Origin of the sequence: Shewanella sp. KJ2020, from assembly GCF_024197625.1 — a bacterium.
GTDB lineage: Bacteria > Pseudomonadota > Gammaproteobacteria > Enterobacterales > Shewanellaceae > Shewanella.
This window is the reverse complement of sequence record NZ_JAKUKD010000005.1, coordinates 12941-30441: the sequence shown is the minus strand read 5'-3', so window position 1 is coordinate 30441 and position 17501 is coordinate 12941. Positions and strand designations below refer to the sequence as shown.

At 45.0% G+C, this 17501-nt stretch carries 20 protein-coding genes and 1 tRNA gene; 10 read left to right on the top strand and 11 right to left on the bottom strand.

The window, feature by feature from the left end; translation table 11 throughout:
- Positions 1-192: 192 nt before the first annotated feature.
- Entirely contained in the window at positions 193-678 is a 486-nt protein-coding gene (locus tag MJO46_RS03020; RefSeq protein WP_253988065.1) for a hypothetical protein, read from the top strand.
- A gap of 54 nt (positions 679-732) precedes the next feature.
- Here the strand turns inward: MJO46_RS03020 and MJO46_RS03015 are convergent, their stop codons facing one another.
- On the bottom strand, positions 733-2337 hold the full coding sequence (locus MJO46_RS03015; RefSeq protein ID WP_253988064.1) for a DUF3369 domain-containing protein: 1605 nt from the start codon (positions 2335-2337) through the stop codon (positions 733-735).
- Between the two features lie 168 nt (positions 2338-2505).
- Between MJO46_RS03015 and MJO46_RS03010 the strand changes: the two genes are divergently transcribed.
- Together MJO46_RS03010 and MJO46_RS03005 are read left to right on the top strand one after the other, a co-directional pair.
- Positions 2506-2724 (top strand): hypothetical protein, encoded by a 219-nt coding sequence (locus tag MJO46_RS03010; protein ID WP_253988063.1) that lies wholly within the window; start codon positions 2506-2508, stop codon positions 2722-2724.
- Positions 2725-2785: 61 nt separating this feature from the next.
- The gene (locus MJO46_RS03005) at positions 2786-4084 is read left to right on the top strand and encodes a site-specific integrase (protein WP_253988062.1); all 1299 of its coding nucleotides are present in this window, start codon (positions 2786-2788) and stop codon (positions 4082-4084) included.
- A gap of 420 nt (positions 4085-4504) precedes the next feature.
- On the opposite strand, the gene MJO46_RS03000 is transcribed toward MJO46_RS03005, so the two are convergent.
- Both MJO46_RS03000 and MJO46_RS02995 read right to left on the bottom strand, forming a co-directional pair.
- Positions 4505-4657, bottom strand: a complete 153-nt coding sequence (locus MJO46_RS03000) for a hypothetical protein (protein WP_253988061.1) — start codon at positions 4655-4657, stop codon at positions 4505-4507.
- Between the two features lie 11 nt (positions 4658-4668).
- Positions 4669-4803, bottom strand: a complete 135-nt coding sequence (locus MJO46_RS02995) for an SMP-30/gluconolactonase/LRE family protein (RefSeq protein WP_253988060.1) — start codon at positions 4801-4803, stop codon at positions 4669-4671.
- A gap of 147 nt (positions 4804-4950) precedes the next feature.
- On the opposite strand from MJO46_RS02995, the gene MJO46_RS02990 reads away from it, so the two are divergent.
- Positions 4951-5709, top strand: coding sequence for a sulfite exporter TauE/SafE family protein (locus tag MJO46_RS02990; protein ID WP_253988059.1), 759 nt, complete (start codon positions 4951-4953; stop codon positions 5707-5709).
- 178 nt (positions 5710-5887) lie between these two features.
- Here the strand turns inward: MJO46_RS02990 and MJO46_RS02985 are convergent.
- Positions 5888-5978: transfer RNA gene (locus MJO46_RS02985), tRNA-Ser, on the bottom strand.
- An 80-nt stretch (positions 5979-6058) separates the two neighbouring features.
- On the bottom strand, positions 6059-7330 hold the full coding sequence (punC, locus tag MJO46_RS02980) for a purine nucleoside transporter PunC (protein ID WP_253988058.1): 1272 nt from the start codon (positions 7328-7330) through the stop codon (positions 6059-6061).
- Between the two features lie 115 nt (positions 7331-7445).
- Between punC and punR the strand changes: the two genes are divergently transcribed.
- From punR to MJO46_RS02950, 6 genes are all read left to right on the top strand, one after another.
- Positions 7446-8348: a DNA-binding transcriptional activator PunR gene (gene punR, locus MJO46_RS02975; RefSeq protein WP_253988057.1), complete on the top strand. Its 903-nt coding sequence runs from the start codon at positions 7446-7448 to the stop codon at positions 8346-8348.
- Between the two features lie 244 nt (positions 8349-8592).
- On the top strand, positions 8593-9252 hold the full coding sequence (locus tag MJO46_RS02970) for a Bax inhibitor-1/YccA family protein (protein WP_253988056.1): 660 nt from the start codon (positions 8593-8595) through the stop codon (positions 9250-9252).
- A 59-nt stretch (positions 9253-9311) separates the two neighbouring features.
- Positions 9312-9701, top strand: coding sequence for a sulfurtransferase complex subunit TusD (gene tusD / locus MJO46_RS02965; protein ID WP_253988119.1), 390 nt, complete (start codon positions 9312-9314; stop codon positions 9699-9701).
- Positions 9702-9715: 14 nt separating this feature from the next.
- Entirely contained in the window at positions 9716-10072 is a 357-nt protein-coding gene (gene tusC / locus MJO46_RS02960) for a sulfurtransferase complex subunit TusC (protein ID WP_253988055.1), read from the top strand.
- The gene (tusB, locus tag MJO46_RS02955) at positions 10072-10353 is read left to right on the top strand and encodes a sulfurtransferase complex subunit TusB (RefSeq protein WP_198783458.1); all 282 of its coding nucleotides are present in this window, start codon (positions 10072-10074) and stop codon (positions 10351-10353) included. Before tusC ends, tusB begins: the two co-directional genes overlap by 1 nt.
- Complete coding sequence (locus tag MJO46_RS02950; protein WP_253988054.1) at positions 10347-10685, top strand: TusE/DsrC/DsvC family sulfur relay protein; 339 nt, start codon at positions 10347-10349, stop codon at positions 10683-10685. The genes tusB and MJO46_RS02950 overlap by 7 nt, the downstream gene beginning before the upstream one ends.
- Positions 10686-10811: 126 nt before the next feature.
- On the opposite strand, the gene MJO46_RS19865 is transcribed toward MJO46_RS02950, so the two are convergent.
- The 6 genes from MJO46_RS19865 to MJO46_RS02925 form a co-directional block, all read right to left on the bottom strand.
- Positions 10812-10934: a hypothetical protein gene (locus MJO46_RS19865; RefSeq protein WP_269819987.1), complete on the bottom strand. Its 123-nt coding sequence runs from the start codon at positions 10932-10934 to the stop codon at positions 10812-10814.
- A 21-nt stretch (positions 10935-10955) separates the two neighbouring features.
- Positions 10956-12242, bottom strand: coding sequence for a serine--tRNA ligase (serS, locus tag MJO46_RS02945; protein WP_253988053.1), 1287 nt, complete (start codon positions 12240-12242; stop codon positions 10956-10958).
- Positions 12243-12260: 18 nt separating this feature from the next.
- On the bottom strand, positions 12261-12635 hold the full coding sequence (crcB, locus tag MJO46_RS02940; protein ID WP_253988052.1) for a fluoride efflux transporter CrcB: 375 nt from the start codon (positions 12633-12635) through the stop codon (positions 12261-12263).
- Positions 12628-13959, bottom strand: coding sequence for a replication-associated recombination protein A (locus MJO46_RS02935; RefSeq protein WP_253988051.1), 1332 nt, complete (start codon positions 13957-13959; stop codon positions 12628-12630). The genes crcB and MJO46_RS02935 overlap by 8 nt, the downstream gene beginning before the upstream one ends.
- An 8-nt stretch (positions 13960-13967) precedes the next feature.
- Positions 13968-14594: an outer membrane lipoprotein chaperone LolA gene (gene lolA / locus MJO46_RS02930; protein WP_253988050.1), complete on the bottom strand. Its 627-nt coding sequence runs from the start codon at positions 14592-14594 to the stop codon at positions 13968-13970.
- Positions 14595-14665: 71 nt separating this feature from the next.
- Positions 14666-17371, bottom strand: a complete 2706-nt coding sequence (locus MJO46_RS02925) for a DNA translocase FtsK (protein WP_253988049.1) — start codon at positions 17369-17371, stop codon at positions 14666-14668.
- Between the last annotated feature and the right edge of the window lie 130 nt (positions 17372-17501).

The window sequence follows — 17501 nt, the reverse complement described above, 5'->3', positions numbered from 1 at the left end:
AGTAAAGACGAGCTTTACCTGTTATAAATGACACAAAACTCGCTTCCCTATTAGGGTTGTTAAGCCATGTCAATGCGTTACCCTGCACATTTGTGCTCAAATATGAGGTTTCGCAATGATACTTGAGCTATGTCAAAAAAGATACCAAAGAAGGGGGCTGGAAAGTTGATCTAGATCAACCTACACAATAGAATGTTAACACATTGCATCACAAGGTTAATTTTTGTGCATATCCGTCAGGTTATCCCTTTGTTCATCACCGCATTAGTACTAAATCTCAGTGCTTGCAATGAAAAAACACAACAAACCGCAGAAAAAAAAGTGGAAGATCCCTCACTTTGTGATTTTTCACGGGGTGAATGCATTAAAAGCGTGGCAGGTGTTGAGCTTAAATTCATGCTTTCACCTAGTCATGCACCAAGCGAAAAACCATTAATATTGAAGCTATTATCCTCAACTGCCATCAGTGATGTGCAGATCCACCTCGAGGGAAGAGATATGTTTATGGGGGTTATTCCCGTCAATATTCGTGAACTGAATGAAAAGGCCTATGAGGGCCAGATGATTTATGGTTCTTGCAGCAGTGGATACATGGTCTGGCGAGGATTTGTCAGTTTTACCCTTAATGGTGAGCCTAAGGCGGTCACGTTCGACTTCCTTGCCGACAGTAACACCTAACTCTGTGGTAAAGCCTCCGATGCATTAAATCCTTGCAGAACTCTACAATGAGTTTTAGTGACTATTTTTGAAGATGGACGTGCACTCATCATGGTCCTTCCAATTGTCTTTTACGTGAACAAAGACATCAATATTTTGAATAAAGAGCTCCAAGAGATCGGGATCAAAGTGTTTACCCGCGCCTTTACGCATCTCAGTGAGCACATCCTCTAATGGCCATGCCGCTTTATAGCATCTGGCATGGGAGAGGGCATCAAACACATCGGCGATTGCGACGATACGAGCAAAGATATGAATTTGATCTTGCTTAAGGTTAGATGGATATCCAGAACCGTCATATTTTTCATGGTGTTGCAGTGCAATAATTGATGCGGCCTTTAAAATAGGGCGCTCGGAGTTCGCCAAGATTTGATGCCCTATGATTGGATGTTGACGCATAACTTTCCACTCATCCTCATCGAGTTTTCCAGGCTTTAGCAATACCGCATCCGGAATAGCAATTTTTCCTATGTCATGCATGGGGGATGCGCGGCGTAATAGATCGGCTTCGCTTTCACTTAATCCCGCAAGTAACGCCAGTTGAGAACAATATTCAGCCATTCGCTTAACATGGTTAGCAGCTTCCTTAGAGCGGCTTTCGACAACATCGCCTAGACGCAGGATAAGCTCAGATTGAGTATCTTCAACCTCCTGATTTAGCAGTAAGTTCTCAAAGGCAATGCCGACATTAATCGCAAAGATATCGACAAGTTTTTTATCTAAGTCATCGATTTTATCTATGCCATCCATATAAAGCAGATTAATCAATCCACTCTTAGTCGGGAAATAACCAATAAAACAATTATCCTCATAGAGGCAGCGCTTTTGAGTTAATGCACTGCGTAGGAGTTTATCGATATGCTCTGGGAGCATTCTGTCTGAGGGACTGTTTGCAAATTGTCCTGTGCCTGCAAGAATTTCAATTTCCGCCGAGTCGATATGGCCACTGATGGCATCCATCGCATTACAGGTTAAGAGCAAAGTTTCTGAGTCTAAATTGAGCAGTGTTGCGACTTGGGTGAGAAGTCCATCGGCAAACTTATGTAAGGTTCTTAATTCAAATAACCCCGATGTTGCTTCAAGTACGCGCTCAAGCCCCATTCGATGATTAAACTGGGTACGTCTTGCTTGCTCGATTTCCATAATATCGCGATAGGACCGTAGGGAAGAGTAAACACTGGTCATCAATTTACGGGAATCAAGCTCAGATTTTGCTTTATAATCATTGATATCATAATTAACGATGACATCTTCCTCCGGCGCTTGGCCGGGTTGTCCTGTACGTAAGATAAGGCGAATAGTCTTGTTGCGAAGTTCTTCACGGATCCATTTGACTAACTCTAATCCCGCATGATCACTTTCCATCACCACATCAATAAAGGCAATTGCAATATCTTGCTCTTGGCTCAATAAGGTTTTTGCTTGCTCGGCACTGTAGGCATTGATGAAGGTGAGGGCACGTCCATCTAACCTGAAACGGGATAGGGCAAGCTTAGTGACAGTGTGAACGTCGGGTTCATCATCCACAACCAGTATCTTCCAAGGGATCCCAACCTCGGTCGTTTCATGGCTTTTTTGACCGGAAAAAAGAGGTTTTTTCTTTGTAAGATCAATCGACATCCGATACCTCAGTAAAGTAGAAATCCAGCGCACTTTATGAGTGTAGTTCAAGCCTTTTAAAGCAGTCGAAAAAATTAATCAAGAAAATGGGAGATAGGATCAAAACAGTTTAGTTGATAACTATTATCATTTGTGTATGCTGTTATTTCATCATACGAGGAGAGAGCAATGGCCGAACGTATTAATTTATCCATCCCGGAGCTAAAACTCGCGCAATTGATCCGCGATGGTCATTTGTGCGCCGCGGACTTTAGTTGCCTTGACAGTGTTTCGAAGCAAAAAGTCTGGCAACTCTGTTTGATTTGTTGCAAAAAGCGCCTGTTTTGTCGCCAATGTACCTTTATGGATTGCACCCAAATTCACATCCACATTGATGCCGATAAATAACGTTATCGGCATTTGCGTTTAAGTATTATCATTTAAAAAATCTTTATAATTCAAATTGTCTATGCAGCATCCCGTCGTTATTCCTTTATTTGATTCAGTTGAATTCATACAAGATGGCAATTGTATTGTTAACCAGTACATCACTCAAATTAGTCTGTCGAAAGTTGTCGATGCGGGGCTAGTGATGGAACATGCAACTGATTGGTTGTTCGAACAAAAACACAGTGAAAACAACTATAAAGCCTACCGTAGTGAACTCACCACATTCCTGCATTGGTGCTTTGATGTGGTCTCTATGTCGCCAACAGAAGTGATGCGCAAAGACATGAGCCGTTATGTCGATTATTGCCTTAATCCGCCAGTGGAGTTAATCGGGTACTTTAATGTGCCACAGTTCAAATTCGACCAACAGCTTGGAGAACGGATACCAAATCCATTATGGAAACCCTTTGTCGGGAAGAAATATTTAGGACAAATTCAGCCGTATAGACTGAGTGATAATGCATTAAAAACCAAAATTGCGATTTTATCGTCCTTTTATTCCTACCTAATGGGTGAAGAGTATTGTGAACGAAATCCCGCACAAATTTGGCTCAATCACAGCCGTTTCGCACTGACTCGGCGATATCAAAGCCGAACCGATGAAGAGGAAAATAGCCTAGCATTCACAGAGTTACAGTGGTCATACATAATGACGACCGTAACAACATTAGCTGAAGAATCCCCCGAGCTGCATCAGCGAAGCTTGTTTTTAATATCGTTAATTTATTCATGCTATCTGCGTATTTCGGATGTCTCTGCACGCGCAGGATATTCACCCGTTATGGGGCAATTTAGGCAAAATCATCAAACCGGCATATGGAGTTTTCACATTCCTTTGAGCAAAGGAGGCAAAAAGCGCAGCGTAGCCATTTCTAAAGCCTTACTCGACGCATTAGTAACGTATCGCCGCTATTTAAGCTTAACGGATTACCCAAGCCAAAATGAACGCCATCCGCTATTTGTCAGGCACAGAGCCGCGGGTCGTGGACGTGATGTTGGCTTATTGAACGCTAACTTAGGAATACGGCAAGTTCGTGATGAAATTCAAAACATTATCAATCTTGCCGCCGATAATGCGCAAACAGATGGATTCATCCACGATGCGCAGCAAATGCGTAAGCTAACGGCGCATAATATTCGTCACACCGGCATTACACATGATATTAATATCAACCGCAGACCCTTATCCCATGTACAAGCGGATGCCGGCCATGAAAGTATCGACACAACATCTCAGTATTTACACACCACCCAAACGGAAAGGCACGAAAGCGCGCTCAATAAGCCATTAGATCATTTACAGGGCATCAATGAATAAGCCCCAAGTGGAACATCAAGCACTCTCACACAAAACTGCGCACAATGTATATTATGTTAAATCAAGAATGGATAGAACTATCTATTCACTATTGTTGTGTAGTTCTTGGCCACTCAGAATGAGAATTCGCGGAAGATTAAGGTTTGCTTTTTTAGTCTAAATTGTATGACCATCCTACCTGCTGTTTGCTGTTTGCTGTTTGCTGGTAAATGGAAAATGGAAAATGGAAAATGCAGTTTTTGTGTCGCGTCGCTACGTGAATGCTTTTGAGTATTGGCTGGTATAGTCCTCAATTATTCACGTAGCAACGCGTTCTTTGTGACTTTATTCAATACTGCCAATATTCATAGGCCAATGGCAGACTACTGAGTAAATTACGATGCTCTCGCCAATTTGGCATTTGCTTGTCAAAGATGGCGTTCAAGTAAATATCTTGGACATTTCGATTAAAGGACTTTGCCGTCCGTTTATGCCGACTAACTGATAAATAAATACATCGCCTGCCTGTGACTCATTTGATAATTGTTCAGCACTTAAAGAATGCTTTGCGCTGGTGATGATGAGCCAGTCCATGTTTAGCCCACCTATGGAATACTGGTTGGATTGGTGACGGGTAATGTCAGTGTAAGATCAACTTGGCCGTTGGGACGATAACGAACCACTTGGCCGCCCCCATTGGGCGTTCTAAATATATCCAGCGGCATCGACTTCAGAACCATCAGGGAAAATCAATCCATTTTGAGGAGTGCTTAGAAAACCATATCGATCGGTGAAATTAACCTGAAACAGAATTATGAACAGCCTCAGCTTTGAAAGCCTAAAACGATTTGTTACTGTAAAGCCTTCATACTTTTCGAATACGACCTATGCCCTCTTCTTGGTTTTTATTTGATGCTATCCCCGCAGATATTTTTGCTCTGTTAACTCTTAGTACTGCATTTACCTTTTTTTTTACGGCCTGTTTCGGTATTGGTGGTGGCGTCATGTTGTTAGGGGTGATGGCGCAGGTGCTGCCACCACAACTGATCATTCCACTACACGGTATAGTGCAATTAGGTTCTAATGGTGGTCGGGCCGTTCTGGGCTGGCGCCATATTGAATGGCGACTGATAGCAGCATTTTTCCCAGGAGCCATTTTAGGTGCGCTATTGGGGAGTTTTGTATTGGTGGCATTGCCACCATCGGTTATGTATTTCACTATTGCTGCTTTTATTCTGTATTCCTGTTGGGGCCCTAAACTACCTAAAATGGTACTTGGCACCTTAGGAACCTTGACTGCTGGCGCTATTACTACTTTTATTTCGTTATTTGCGGGGGCGACAGGCCCCCTAGTCGCTGCATTTATTAAGCAATTGGAAGTCGATCGTTTTCGTACTGTGGCAACCTTTGTCATGGCCATGTCACTGCAGCACAGTGCTAAAATAGTCGTATTTGAAGGTATGGGCGTATCGCTAGATGATTGGTGGCCACTGCTAATATGCATGATCTTAAGTGGCACTATCGGTACTTGGGCTGGGTTTAAAATGCTCAAACGGGTTGCAGATAAACACTTTCACATTGCCTTTAATCTGGTGCTAACGCTACTTGCGATCCGATTGATTTGGCAGGCGTTCAGCCAATGGTGATAGCAGCGCTTTTTATATGGGGTCTAGCGTTCAAACCGTGTAAACAAAAAAGCCATCATTGCTGATGGCTTTTCCTAAAATATGGCGTGGGAGCTGCTATTCGAATCAGGAACCCAAGGGTTCAAATAGCTAAAATGCAAAAAGCCGCTAAATAAATTAGCGGCTTTTTGACTGAATATGGCGGAGGAGCAGGGATTTGAACCCTGGGTGGGCTATAAACCCACGCCGGTTTTCAAGACCGGTGCATTAAACCACTCTGCCACCCCTCCGAACGATGCGCATAATATAAGTAAGTTTGCTGACTGTAAAGCACTAACTGATAAATATGCGTTAACTGTTCGTATTACATTCAATCTGTTGGATTTTGCTTCCCATGAGTTGCAATACCAATACGGGCAGGATCAGGCGCCGTAAAGTAATAGCCAAAATCGCTCCATTGCTGCTGACTTTTTAGGATATAGCCCAATACCACGACAATTGCACACCCCAGTATGCCCCAACCTATCGCCACTTCGCCTAAACTAGCCCATATTGCGACTAAACTCGATGCACCAAATGCAATAGTGATCTGTAAAAAATTCTGTAACCCCGCAGCCTTAGCCGCATTTTGGCTAAATTGCTGCAATGCATTATTGACGACTATCGGGTAAATAGCACCATTAGCTGCGGCTAAAATCGAGAAGGATATCAACAGCGGGAAAATGCTTTGCGAAGGATAAATTAAGGTAAATCCTGTTATCGATAACACGCAAACAGCAAAAATACCCAGGAGAATATTCAATGTTTGATTTGTGCCAATGCGTTTGATCAGCAACTTACTGGCATAACCACCGACAATAAACATAATGGTTTGAGGAATAAAACTTAACCCTATTTCAGTCGCTTGATAGCCATGCAGTTCCATCACTATCGGCCACACAGTTAAATAGGCAAAAAACGCACCTGAACAAGCGCCAAAGATCACAACATTACCTAAATAGCGGGTGTTTTTCAGAATTTGCCCATAAGATACCAAGGGATGCGCGCTGTGCTTATGCTGTACTTTGCTGGGGACAAAATAGAGTGTCATCAACACCAGTAAAAAAGCGATAACACACAAAGAGATAAAGATTGCACGCCAACCTAACTCATTGAGAATATAAGCGCCAAGAATGGGCGCTAATGCCGGGGAAAGTGCAACGAGCGGCATGATATTGCTAAATATCCCTTGGGCTTTATCTGCATCATATTGTTCAACAACAATGGCTTGCCAGATAACGCCAGCACTGCAAGCACCAATGGCTTGGAAGAATCGGGCAATGTTAAGCATTAGGATTGAATCGCTATTGGCGATGAATACGCTGGCAATGGCAAACACCACAAGGCCAAAAATCAGTGCCCAACGTTTGCCGATTTTGTTCACTAATGGACCGTATAGTAGTTGTCCAAGGGCAAGACCCGCGAGAAAACAAGTCAACGACATGGCGACCTGTGATTGGGTACTTCCAAATGAGCCTTCAATTGCTTTGAAAGCTGGTAAGTACATGTCTGTGGCGATAAAGCCAAGCATGCTGAGCAAAGCTAAATAGAATAAAAATATAAAGAACTTTATATTTACAAAGATGTTACTAGACGGTTTCATAAAATAATTTTGTCAAATGAGCGAAGGCCCGCAGTCTAAAGACTTGTTAATTTTATTGGAAACGTTTATTTTTGACTTATGTTATCAATAATTTTCACATGAATGGATATCAGCTATGCTCTCGGAACAAGCGTTAGAACTCATTGATATTGTGGCTCGTGTTGGGAGTTTTACGGCGGCAGCGAATCGGCTGCATAAAGTGCCCTCTGCGGTGAGCTACGCGGTCAAGCAAATAGAAGAAGAACTCGGCGTTATCCTGTTTGAGCGGCATCATAGAAGCGTGACCTTAACCCCTGCCGGAGAGCACTTTGTTAAGCAGGCGAGAAACCTACTCACGCAAATGGATGAAATGAAGCGGGGAACTCAACGGGTTGCAAACGGTTGGCAGCCCACCCTGTCAATTGCACTAGATAATATCGTCCGGGCCGATAGAATAAGTGTGTTGATCGCTGATTTCTATCGGCATTTTCACGATATTGAGCTGATTATCCGTATCGAAGTGTTCAACGGAGTGTGGGAAGCGCTAGCAACGGGTCGTAGCGATATTGCCATTGGTGCCACCACCGCCATTCCTGTTGGTGGAGTCTATCAATATAAAGATATGGGCGACATTGAATGGGCATTTTTAGTGAGTAAAAATCACCCTTTAGCCAATATTGACCGACCTCTAACCGACGATGAGCTGCGCCCTTTCCCCTCAATTTGTTTAGAAGATACTTCGCGGGAAATTCCCAAACGTATGACTTGGCTTCTTGAAAATCAACGCCGATTAGTGGTGCCAGATTGGATCAGGGCAATCAATTGTTTCCGTGAAGGTTTAGGTTTGGGTTATATGCCGGTTCATTTAGCGAGCGTATTTATTAAAGCGGGAGCCTTAGTGCAGAAACGGCTTGAAAATCCAAAACAAGCAAGCCCTTGTTGCCTTGCTTGGAATGCCGATAAAATGTCACCTGCCCTTGCCTGGGTGCTGGATTACCTCGGTGATACTGAAAAGCTTCACCGGGAATGGTTAGCTTGATGCCGTCACGAGGGACGTGCTGTAGAGGGTGGACATTACATTCACTTTTTATGCACATAGTTAAAATTCACATAAAAATCAATATTAACAATTTGTTATTCAAAGATTGAAGGCTTTTACCTATAGTGCAACTCGCGTATTATCGATAAAGCGCGATCGTTTGTTTTTTTGGAAACTGTACGGAACTAAAGTTACCGTGAAAAATCAAAATGATCAGTTTAGAAATGTGTCAATGGAGAACAACATGACTCAGCAAACCTTGTACTCAACGAGTGCCTCTACACTGGAAGTGAATAAACTTCTTAAAAATACCTATTTGCTATTAGCCATGACCTTAGCGTTTTCAGCGCTGTGTGCCGGCTTAGCCATGGAGTTCAATATCAGTCCATTAATGTCGCTCGGCTTATCCATTGGTGGCTTAGTGCTATTGTTTGTAACGCTGCGTAAAGCCGATTCGGCGGCGGGGATTTTCTGGGTGTTTGCCTTTACCGGTATGGAAGGCGCCTCACTGGGCTATATGTTAAACCATTACGCTGGCATGACTAATGGCTCAGAGCTTATTATGCAGGCCCTTGGTTTAACATCGGTTATCTTTATTGCACTCTCAGCCTATGCGGTCACGACTAAGAAAGATTTCTCTTTCCTGCGTGGTTTCCTGTTTGCAGGCTTGATTGTGGTGATCGCGGCTGCCGTGATTAATATTTTCGTAGGCAACAGTGTCGCCTTTATGGCTATTAACGCAGGGCTTGCGCTATTGATGACGGGGTTTATCCTGTTTGATACTAGCCGTATCGTTAACGGCGGTGAAACCAATTATATCCGTGCCACCATTGCGCTGTATCTGGACTTTTTAAACCTCTTTATTGCCATTTTGCATTTGCTGGGCATTGGTAACGATGATTGATCCCCTTTTAGGGAAACTTACGCTAGAATGGCCCTACTTTTAGGGCCATTTTTTTTATGATGAGCAAATTTATTATTCAAGTGAACGGGCCTGCCTATGGCACATCGGCAAGTGTGAATGCCCTACGTTTCACCCAAGCGGCGCTCTCGGGCGGCCATCAAGTAGTATGTGTGTTTTTTTACCAAGATGGGGTTTATAACTCCACTGAGTTGAGTCTCCCCGCATCCGATGAATATGATGTAGTGCAGCAATGGAAAATACTGGCAGCAAAGTATCAAGTTCCGCTGGTAAATTGTGTCTCCGCCGCCCTGCGCCGTGGGATTATTGCCGTGCAAGAGGCGCAGGAGAATGGCCTCAGTCATTGGAATGTCGAGCAACCATTTATCATGGGTGGCCTAGGTGAACTGGTGACGGGTGTTGAGTCTGCTGATCGTTTGATCTGTTTTTAATCTTCGGAAATCCTATGAAAAAAATCTGTATTCTGTTCCGAAGTGCGCCCCATGGAACAACAAAAGGCCGTGAAGGATTAGATTTGGCACTGCTGAGCGCCAGTTTTGAGCAAGAAGTGAGCCTAGTGTTTGTCGATGAAGGTGTACTGCATCTTCTTAAAGATCAACAACCTGAACTGATTGGCGGCAAAGATTATCTGGCCACATTTAAGGCGCTTCCCCTTTATGATATTGAGTCCGTTTTGGTCTGCAAACAGTCCCTCACAGATTTTGGTTTAAGCCATGGTTTACTCGCTATTCCGGTTACCATAGTGAACGATGAAGCCATTGCAGCCCATTTAAAATCCGTCGATGAGGTCTTAGTATTCTAATGATTTTGCATCATATTCAAACATCTCCTAACCGAGATAATGCCCTTAAACTTTGCCTACGCTACGCCTGTAAGGAAGATGCTATTCTACTCTCTAGCGATGGTGTTAATGCGCTACTGCTACGCCAATGGGCGATGGCATTATCACCATTCAAACTTATGGTGTTAAAGGATGATGTGATTGCTCGCGGCTTAACGGAGCGATTGGCGAATGTCTGTCAGATTGATTACAACGAGTTTGTCGCTCAAACACTAGTGCATGATAAGGTGATAACGTGGTAAATCCGCTGCAATTTAATGGTGTCGATATTGAACGCGACCATCAGGGATATTTAAAAAATATCACGGATTGGCACCCAGATCTGGCGCCACTTTTAGCCCAAGAGGAACAAATTGAACTCACCCCAGCCCACTGGGAAGTGATCCATTTTGTGAGGGATTTTTATCTGGAGTACAAAACCAGCCCAGCAATTCGTGTGCTCGTAAAGGCCATAGGCCAAGCACTGGGGCCAGATAAGGGCAACTCTAAGTATCTTTACACCCTATTCCCTATTGGTCCTGCGAAACAAGCAACTAAGATTGCAGGCTTACCAAAGCCAGCTAAATGCATTTAATCGTAATGGCTTAATCTTAATGGCTTAATCTTATATTTTGTACGTGAGTAAGCTAAAAAGTAGGGTTTAAAATAAAAGGCATGTTCCTTCGGGAACATGCCTTTTTATTGCACAACATGGGTCGTATTAATTCATGTTTTCTAACACAACCCAGACGGCTTTGCCTAGTGTCGCCAACATGACCGCACCAAATACGGCAATGACGGCGGTATAGGAAAGCCAACGAAGATAACGTTGACCTTTATCCATAACGGTTTGCGCAGTATTCCATTAACCGATTTGTGTTAAACCGCCCATATAAGGACGTAATGCTTCTGGTACTGTGATGCTGCCATCGGCATTTTGATAGTTTTCCAAAATAGCCACTAAGGTACGTCCAACCGCTAAGCCAGAGCCGTTTAAGGTGTGTAGTAACGCTGGCTTATTGTCTGCTTTCACGCGGTAACGCGCCTGCATACGACGGGCTTGGAAATCCTTCATATTCGAACATGAAGAAATCTCACGGTAGGTGTTTTGTCCTGGTAACCAGACTTCGATATCGTAGGTTTTGCTTGAGCCAAAACCCATATCGCCGGTACATAACACCACGGTACGGTACGGTAATCCTAAACGTTGCAGTACTGTTTCGGCATGACCAGTCAACACTTCGAGGGCCGCCATTGAATCTTCAGGCTTAACCAGTTGCACTAACTCAACTTTATCGAATTGATGCTGACGAATAAGGCCACGGGTGTCCTTACCGTAGGAGCCGGCTTCACTACGGAAACAGGCGGTATGCGCGGTTAACTTAATTGGTAACTCGTCTTCATCAACAATGCTGTCACGCACTAAGTTAGTGAGTGGGACTTCGGCCGTTGGGATCAAACTTAAGCCTTGGCCTTCTTCGGTCGCAGGTTTAGTGTGGAATAAATCCTCACCAAACTTAGGTAATTGGCCTGTACCCAGTAAGCTGGCTTCGTTAACCAATAAGGGCACATAGGCTTCAGTGTAGCCGTGCTCTGTAGTATGCAAGTCCAGCATAAATTGGCCAAGAGCCCGATTTAAGCGTGCTATCTGGCCTTTCATCACGATAAAACGTGAGCCAGTGATTTTAACGGCATTTTTAAAATCTAACCCGTTTAAGCCTTCGCCTAAATCGATATGATCTTTAATGGGGAAATCAAAAGTGCGTGGCGTGCCCCAGCGGCGAACTTCAACGTTTTCCGTTTCATCGGCACCAATTGGCGCTGACTCGTCTGGCAAGTTAGGCATAGACATGGCAATGGCATTGACTTCTTCAAGCACGGCGGCCAGTTCAGTCTTTTTGGCATCAAGCTGTGAACCTAAATCCCCTACTTGCGCCATGATAGCGTCCACATCTTCGCCACGGGCTTTAGCTTGGCCAATGGACTTGGAGATGGCATTACGCGAGGCCTGCAACTCTTCGGTCGCCACTTGCAGCGACTTACGCTTTTCTTCTAATTGAGTCAGATGAGCGACATCCAAAATAAAGCCACGGGTGGCTAATCGCTCTGCGGTAACTGCTAATTCGTTGCGCAAAAATTTAGGATCTAACATGTGATATATTCTTAATAGTTAAATGCGAGAAAACACCAGTTGCTGACCTAAATAAACCAAAAATAAACATAAACTTAGGTTCAGCACCACATTCAAAATCGCCTTCAGCCAATCCCCTTCTTGCAGTAACAATAAGGTTTCATTAGAGAAAGTCGAAAACGTTGTCAAAGCACCCAATAGGCCAACGCCGATCAAGGCTTTAAATTCGGGGCTGATATGACTCATTTGCCCCAGTGCGTAAATAACGCCCATAAAAAATGAACCAATAACATTGACCAACAGTGTACCAAAAGGAAAACTGCTGCCAAATACTTGGATCATGAATATTGAAATAAGATAGCGAAAAACTGCACCAATTGAACCACCGAGGGCGACGAGTAAGAGATTAGTCATATCTTTTGATCTCACTCGCTTGATCTAATTGGGCTAATTGCGCCAACTTCTCTTTAATTCGTTTCTCAAATCCCCGCTCTGTCGGAAAGTAAAACTGCGTCGCTTGCAGGGATTCAGGGAAATAATTCTCACCGCTGGCATAGGCATTGGGTTCATCGTGGGCATAGCGATACCCTGCCCCCATGCCGATATCTTTCATTAACTGAGTCGGTGCATTGCGTAAATGGTGCGGTACTTCAACTTGCCCAGTATCGCGAGCCAACTCACGCGCCGCCTTAAACGCGGTATAGACAGCGTTACTCTTAGGCGCGCTCGCAAGGTAAACAATGGCTTGAGCTATTGCTCGCTCGCCCTCTGCTGGGCCAACACGGTGAAAACAGTCCCAGGCATTGAGTGCTATGGTCATGGCCGCGGGATCGGCATTGCCCACATCTTCCGAGGCAATCGCCAGTAAGCGCCTTGCCACGTACAGCGGATCGCCACCGCCTTCCAATATTCGACAAAACCAGTACAGCGCCGCATCAGGTGCAGAGCCGCGGATTGATTTATGGACGGCGGAGATTAAATCGTAAAATTGATCGCCATTTTTATCGAATCCGGCAACTTGGTGCCCCGCCACTTGAATCAACATCTCTGTAGTAAAGGTGCCACCATCGGCGAGCATATCGCTCATCAACTCGATAAGATTTAAGGCTTTACGGGCATCACCATCACAGAGTTGTGCCAGTGTGGTGAGCACATCGGTCGGCATGACAAATTGTCGTAGGCCTAGACCACGCTCGTTATCGTTTAAGGCTTGAGTGATAATATGGGCTATCTCATCATGGCTTAAGCGCTTGATAAGATAGACCCTTGCCCGCGAGAGTAAGGCATTGTTGATTTCAAAGGACGGGTTTTCAGTGGTCGCGCCGATAAAAATAACCGTGCCATCTTCAATAAAGGGCAAAAAAGCGTCTTGCTGACTCTTATTAAAGCGATGCACCTCATCGACAAACAATAAGGTGCGTTGCCCCCGGGACTGAGCCACCGCTTTGGCCAGCTCTATCGCCGCGCGAATATCTTTAACGCCCGAGGTGACCGCTGAGATGCGTTCAACATGGGCATTTGAATAATGGGCGATGAGTTCGGCTAAAGTCGTTTTACCTGTGCCCGGAGGTCCCCATAACATCATCGAATGGGCGCGGCCCGCTTCCAATGCTTTGCGTAGCGGTTGGCCTTCACCTAATAAATGGGCTTGGCCTATATACTCAGCGATCGTCCTTGGCCGCATGCGCGCGGCTAGCGGACGAAAGTCGGGGGTGAAGTCAAAGGATAAACTGCTCACGCTCTGGCCTAGTGAGTTGTTTGACGACGTTGATCGTCAACATCGACATTTTCGGGCAACACAAACTTAAACAAAGACTTGTCGTCCGTGCTGATAGCTTGTTGATGGCTCAAATCAAATTGGCTCAAATTACCTTTATCATCAAGCACATTGAATTTAGCCAACTGCGAATCTTTAAAACACACATTGACTGTCACTATGCCCGCATCGATAGCCTTAGGTTTTATCCCATAACAGTCTTGTTTTTTCGTGACTGAGTACTGTGACCAAGTGGCATCGTCACGGTGCACTAATAGCGCAATGGGAGAGGCATTAATCGCCTCGGCAAAATCCATGATGACCACTTCTTCGGCAAATGGATTGTAGATCCATAAATCTTTACCATCTGCGACTATTTGAGATTCATCGGGCGCGGTTAAATGCCAATAAAACTGATTGGGGTGTGCTAACGCAAATACACCAGAACCGGTCTGGATCACTTTTTGGTTCACATCCGTCACTGTCTGTTTAAAATCCGCCTTAAGGGAGGCGGTACTGACGAGCGTATCCCTCAATAGTTGTGCATCATCAGCAAATACAGTGGCGCTAATGAAGTATGGCGAAGTTAACATCACAGCGCACAACAGATTTTTCATGCTAATCCTTACTGCTTAAAAGTGTTATAAAATAATGCATTATCGCTTATTACTAGGCGTTTAGTTTATGCTTAAAAATGTTTCGGTGGCGGAGGCGCTAATACCTCACGGTTACCATTGTGCCCCTGGGCCGATACTACGCCCTGCATTTCCATCTGCTCAATAATGCGTGCGGCGCGGTTATAACCAATCTTAAATTTGCGCTGCACACTGGAAATCGAGCCGCGGCGCGTTTCGGTGACAAAGGCAACCGCTTCATCATACAAAGGGTCGTACTCTTCATCGGATTCCGCCGTCTCGCCTGGCAACAACACTTGCTCGCCTTCACTGACACCATTAAGAATTTCATCAATATACTGGGGCTTACCGCGAGCACACCAGTCGGCCACCACACGGTGAACTTCATGATCGTCAATAAAGGCGCCATGGACCCGGTTTGGCACTGCTGTGCCAGGGGGGAGGAATAACATATCTCCCATACCGAGCAGGGTTTCTGCGCCCTGTTGATCTAAAATGGTGCGCGAATCGATACGCGATGACACTTGGAATGCCATACGCGTCGGGATGTTTGCCTTGATCAATCCCGTTATCACATCCACCGATGGTCGCTGGGTCGCTAAAATTAAATGGATCCCAGCCGCACGAGCCTTTTGGGCGATACGGGCAATCAGCTCTTCAACTTTCTTACCGACAATCATCATCATATCGGCAAATTCGTCGACCACGACGACAATCGAAGGCAGCTTATCTAATGCAGGCGCTTCGGGTTCCATGCTGTCCGATGACTTCCACATAGGATCTAAAATCACTTCGCCATTGGCTTTCGCCTCGGCAATTTTCGCGTTATAACCTTTAATATTGCGCACACCCATCATTGACATGAGTTTATAGCGACGCTCCATTTCGCCCACACACCAACGCAGTGCATTGGCGGCTTCTTTCATATCGGTCACGACCTCACACAATAAATGCGGAATGCCTTCATATACAGACAGTTCCAACATTTTGGGGTCGATCATGATAAAGCGCACATCTTCGGGGCCAGACTTGTAAAGCAAGCTTGTGATCATTACGTTCACCCCCACAGACTTACCTGAGCCTGTGGTACCAGCCACTAATAAATGCGGCATCTTGCCTAAGTCAACCACAACGGGATTGCCCGCAATATCTTGACCAAGCACCATAGTGAGATTCGACTTACTCTCAGTGAACGCCGTGCAATCGAGCACATCCCGCATAAATACAGTTTCACGGAATTTATTGGGTAGCTCTAGCCCCACATAGGCCTTCCCTGGAATAACCTCAACTACGCGCACACTTTCTGCCAGTAATGAGCGGGCTAAATCCTTGGATAAATTAGAAATTTTAGATGCTTTTACGCCTGGAGCTAACTCTAACTCAAAGCGAGTGATCACAGGCCCTGGGTACACACCGACCACATTGGCAACAATATTAAAGTCCGCCAATTTAACTTCCACTAAGCGGGCAACTTGTTCAAGCTCCTCAGGGCTTATAGGATTCTTTTTACGATCGGGCACATCCAGCAGGCTAATACTAGGTAATGGGTCCATAGGTTTAGCTGGCATCGGCTTATCTTCTTGCCCGGGCAGAACCACGATACCATCGACAATTTTTGCCTTTTGATCTGGCTTCCTGCGTTGGGCTGTAACGGCTCCCGTCGATGCTTTGGTATCAAAATCGATAACATCCTCATCGCCAAAATCTAAAGTGTCATCCTCATCGTCATCAATAAATGCCTCGCGGCCAAACACGGGTTCATCTTCTTCAGCGTCAAAGGCGTGGAAGCCTGCATCAAACTCGACCTCGTCAACATGACGGGGTTTTGCTACCCAAGGAGGCGCTTCAAAATGACCATGTTCGGCAATGGCTTCCTGCTTATCAATTTGCGGTTCAACGCGTTGATTGATGGTGTTTTTTGCACTGCTTAAACTCAGAATTTTAGCCAGTGGCGAGCGTTTTTTCTGCGCAGGTTCCTGAGCCTTGGTGTCCTCAGAGGTTATCGCATCGACTTTTTTGGTCACAATTACCTTGGCAGGCGCACGTTCATGCACTCGGGATGTATCGATGACATGTTGGGAATCACGGCGCTGTTTAAACTTCTCAACAACCGACATAAAACCACGGGTATCTTCGGTCTCATGTTCACGTTTCATGGCCTGTGGCAGGCGCTTGAGTTGGTTATATAACCAAATAGAGGCAAAACCAACTTTTTCAACCACAGTCAACCAGCTAATCCCCGTCAGCAAGGTAAAGCCTGAGCCTAAAAAACACAACAATAACAAAGTTGTACCGAGTTTATTAAAATACGGCAGCATGGCTTGGCCTATGACGTCCCCCGCAACACCACCGGCAGAAAACTCATAGATATTATTGGCATTCATGCTCGCTAAAGCGGAAACGCCAAGGATAAGTAGTAAGAAACCTATAATACGCAATGCGACTGAAAAATAATCAATTTCGAGCAAATCGTGGGCGCGTTTAAACAACAGCCAACCCGTCGATGCCACAATAATTGGCATGATATAAGCGGTAACACCGAAAAAATATAACAGTATGTCGGCAATCCAAGCACCAACAGCACCGGTCCAGTTTCTGATCTCACCCTGAAAATGCGACTGACTCCACCCCGGATCAGATGGGCTAAAACTGGTCAGCGCGAGAAGAATATAAGTGGCGAGAACACAACATATAATCAGTCCACCTTCGAGTAGACGTTGCAGCCCTGTGAGCGTGCGTACACTATTTCCTTGAGACAAACGACATAATCCATAAAAAATGAAAACAGGTTGGCTTACGATACCAGAATCCCACTAAATGTGGAGCACATTAGCCTGTTTTTCTCCCGAGATTTGTCCGCGGGAGACAAAAAATAACCGTTCCTCAACA

Bases quoted from the DNA above. Each gene is read 5' to 3' on its own strand.
- MJO46_RS02970 (WP_253988056.1), top strand. From the start codon at position 8,593: ATGACTCAGCAAACCTTGTACTCAACGAGTGCCTCTACACTGGAAGTG.
- MJO46_RS19865 (WP_269819987.1), bottom strand. From the start codon at position 10,934: ATGGATAAAGGTCAACGTTATCTTCGTTGGCTTTCCTATACCGCCGTC.
- lolA (WP_253988050.1), bottom strand. From the start codon at position 14,594: ATGAAAAATCTGTTGTGCGCTGTGATGTTAACTTCGCCATACTTCATT.
- MJO46_RS03020 (WP_253988065.1), top strand. From the start codon at position 193: ATGTTAACACATTGCATCACAAGGTTAATTTTTGTGCATATCCGTCAG.
- crcB (WP_253988052.1), bottom strand. From the start codon at position 12,635: ATGACTAATCTCTTACTCGTCGCCCTCGGTGGTTCAATTGGTGCAGTT.
- MJO46_RS02995 (WP_253988060.1), bottom strand. From the start codon at position 4,803: ATGGTTCTGAAGTCGATGCCGCTGGATATATTTAGAACGCCCAATGGG.
- tusD (WP_253988119.1), top strand. From the start codon at position 9,312: ATGAGCAAATTTATTATTCAAGTGAACGGGCCTGCCTATGGCACATCG.
- MJO46_RS03000 (WP_253988061.1), bottom strand. From the start codon at position 4,657: ATGGACTGGCTCATCATCACCAGCGCAAAGCATTCTTTAAGTGCTGAA.
- MJO46_RS03010 (WP_253988063.1), top strand. From the start codon at position 2,506: ATGGCCGAACGTATTAATTTATCCATCCCGGAGCTAAAACTCGCGCAA.
- tusB (WP_198783458.1), top strand. From the start codon at position 10,072: ATGATTTTGCATCATATTCAAACATCTCCTAACCGAGATAATGCCCTT.
- serS (WP_253988053.1), bottom strand. From the start codon at position 12,242: ATGTTAGATCCTAAATTTTTGCGCAACGAATTAGCAGTTACCGCAGAG.
- tusC (WP_253988055.1), top strand. From the start codon at position 9,716: ATGAAAAAAATCTGTATTCTGTTCCGAAGTGCGCCCCATGGAACAACA.
- MJO46_RS03005 (WP_253988062.1), top strand. From the start codon at position 2,786: ATGCAGCATCCCGTCGTTATTCCTTTATTTGATTCAGTTGAATTCATA.
- MJO46_RS02990 (WP_253988059.1), top strand. From the start codon at position 4,951: ATGCCCTCTTCTTGGTTTTTATTTGATGCTATCCCCGCAGATATTTTT.
- punC (WP_253988058.1), bottom strand. From the start codon at position 7,330: ATGAAACCGTCTAGTAACATCTTTGTAAATATAAAGTTCTTTATATTT.
- punR (WP_253988057.1), top strand. From the start codon at position 7,446: ATGCTCTCGGAACAAGCGTTAGAACTCATTGATATTGTGGCTCGTGTT.
- MJO46_RS03015 (WP_253988064.1), bottom strand. From the start codon at position 2,337: ATGTCGATTGATCTTACAAAGAAAAAACCTCTTTTTTCCGGTCAAAAA.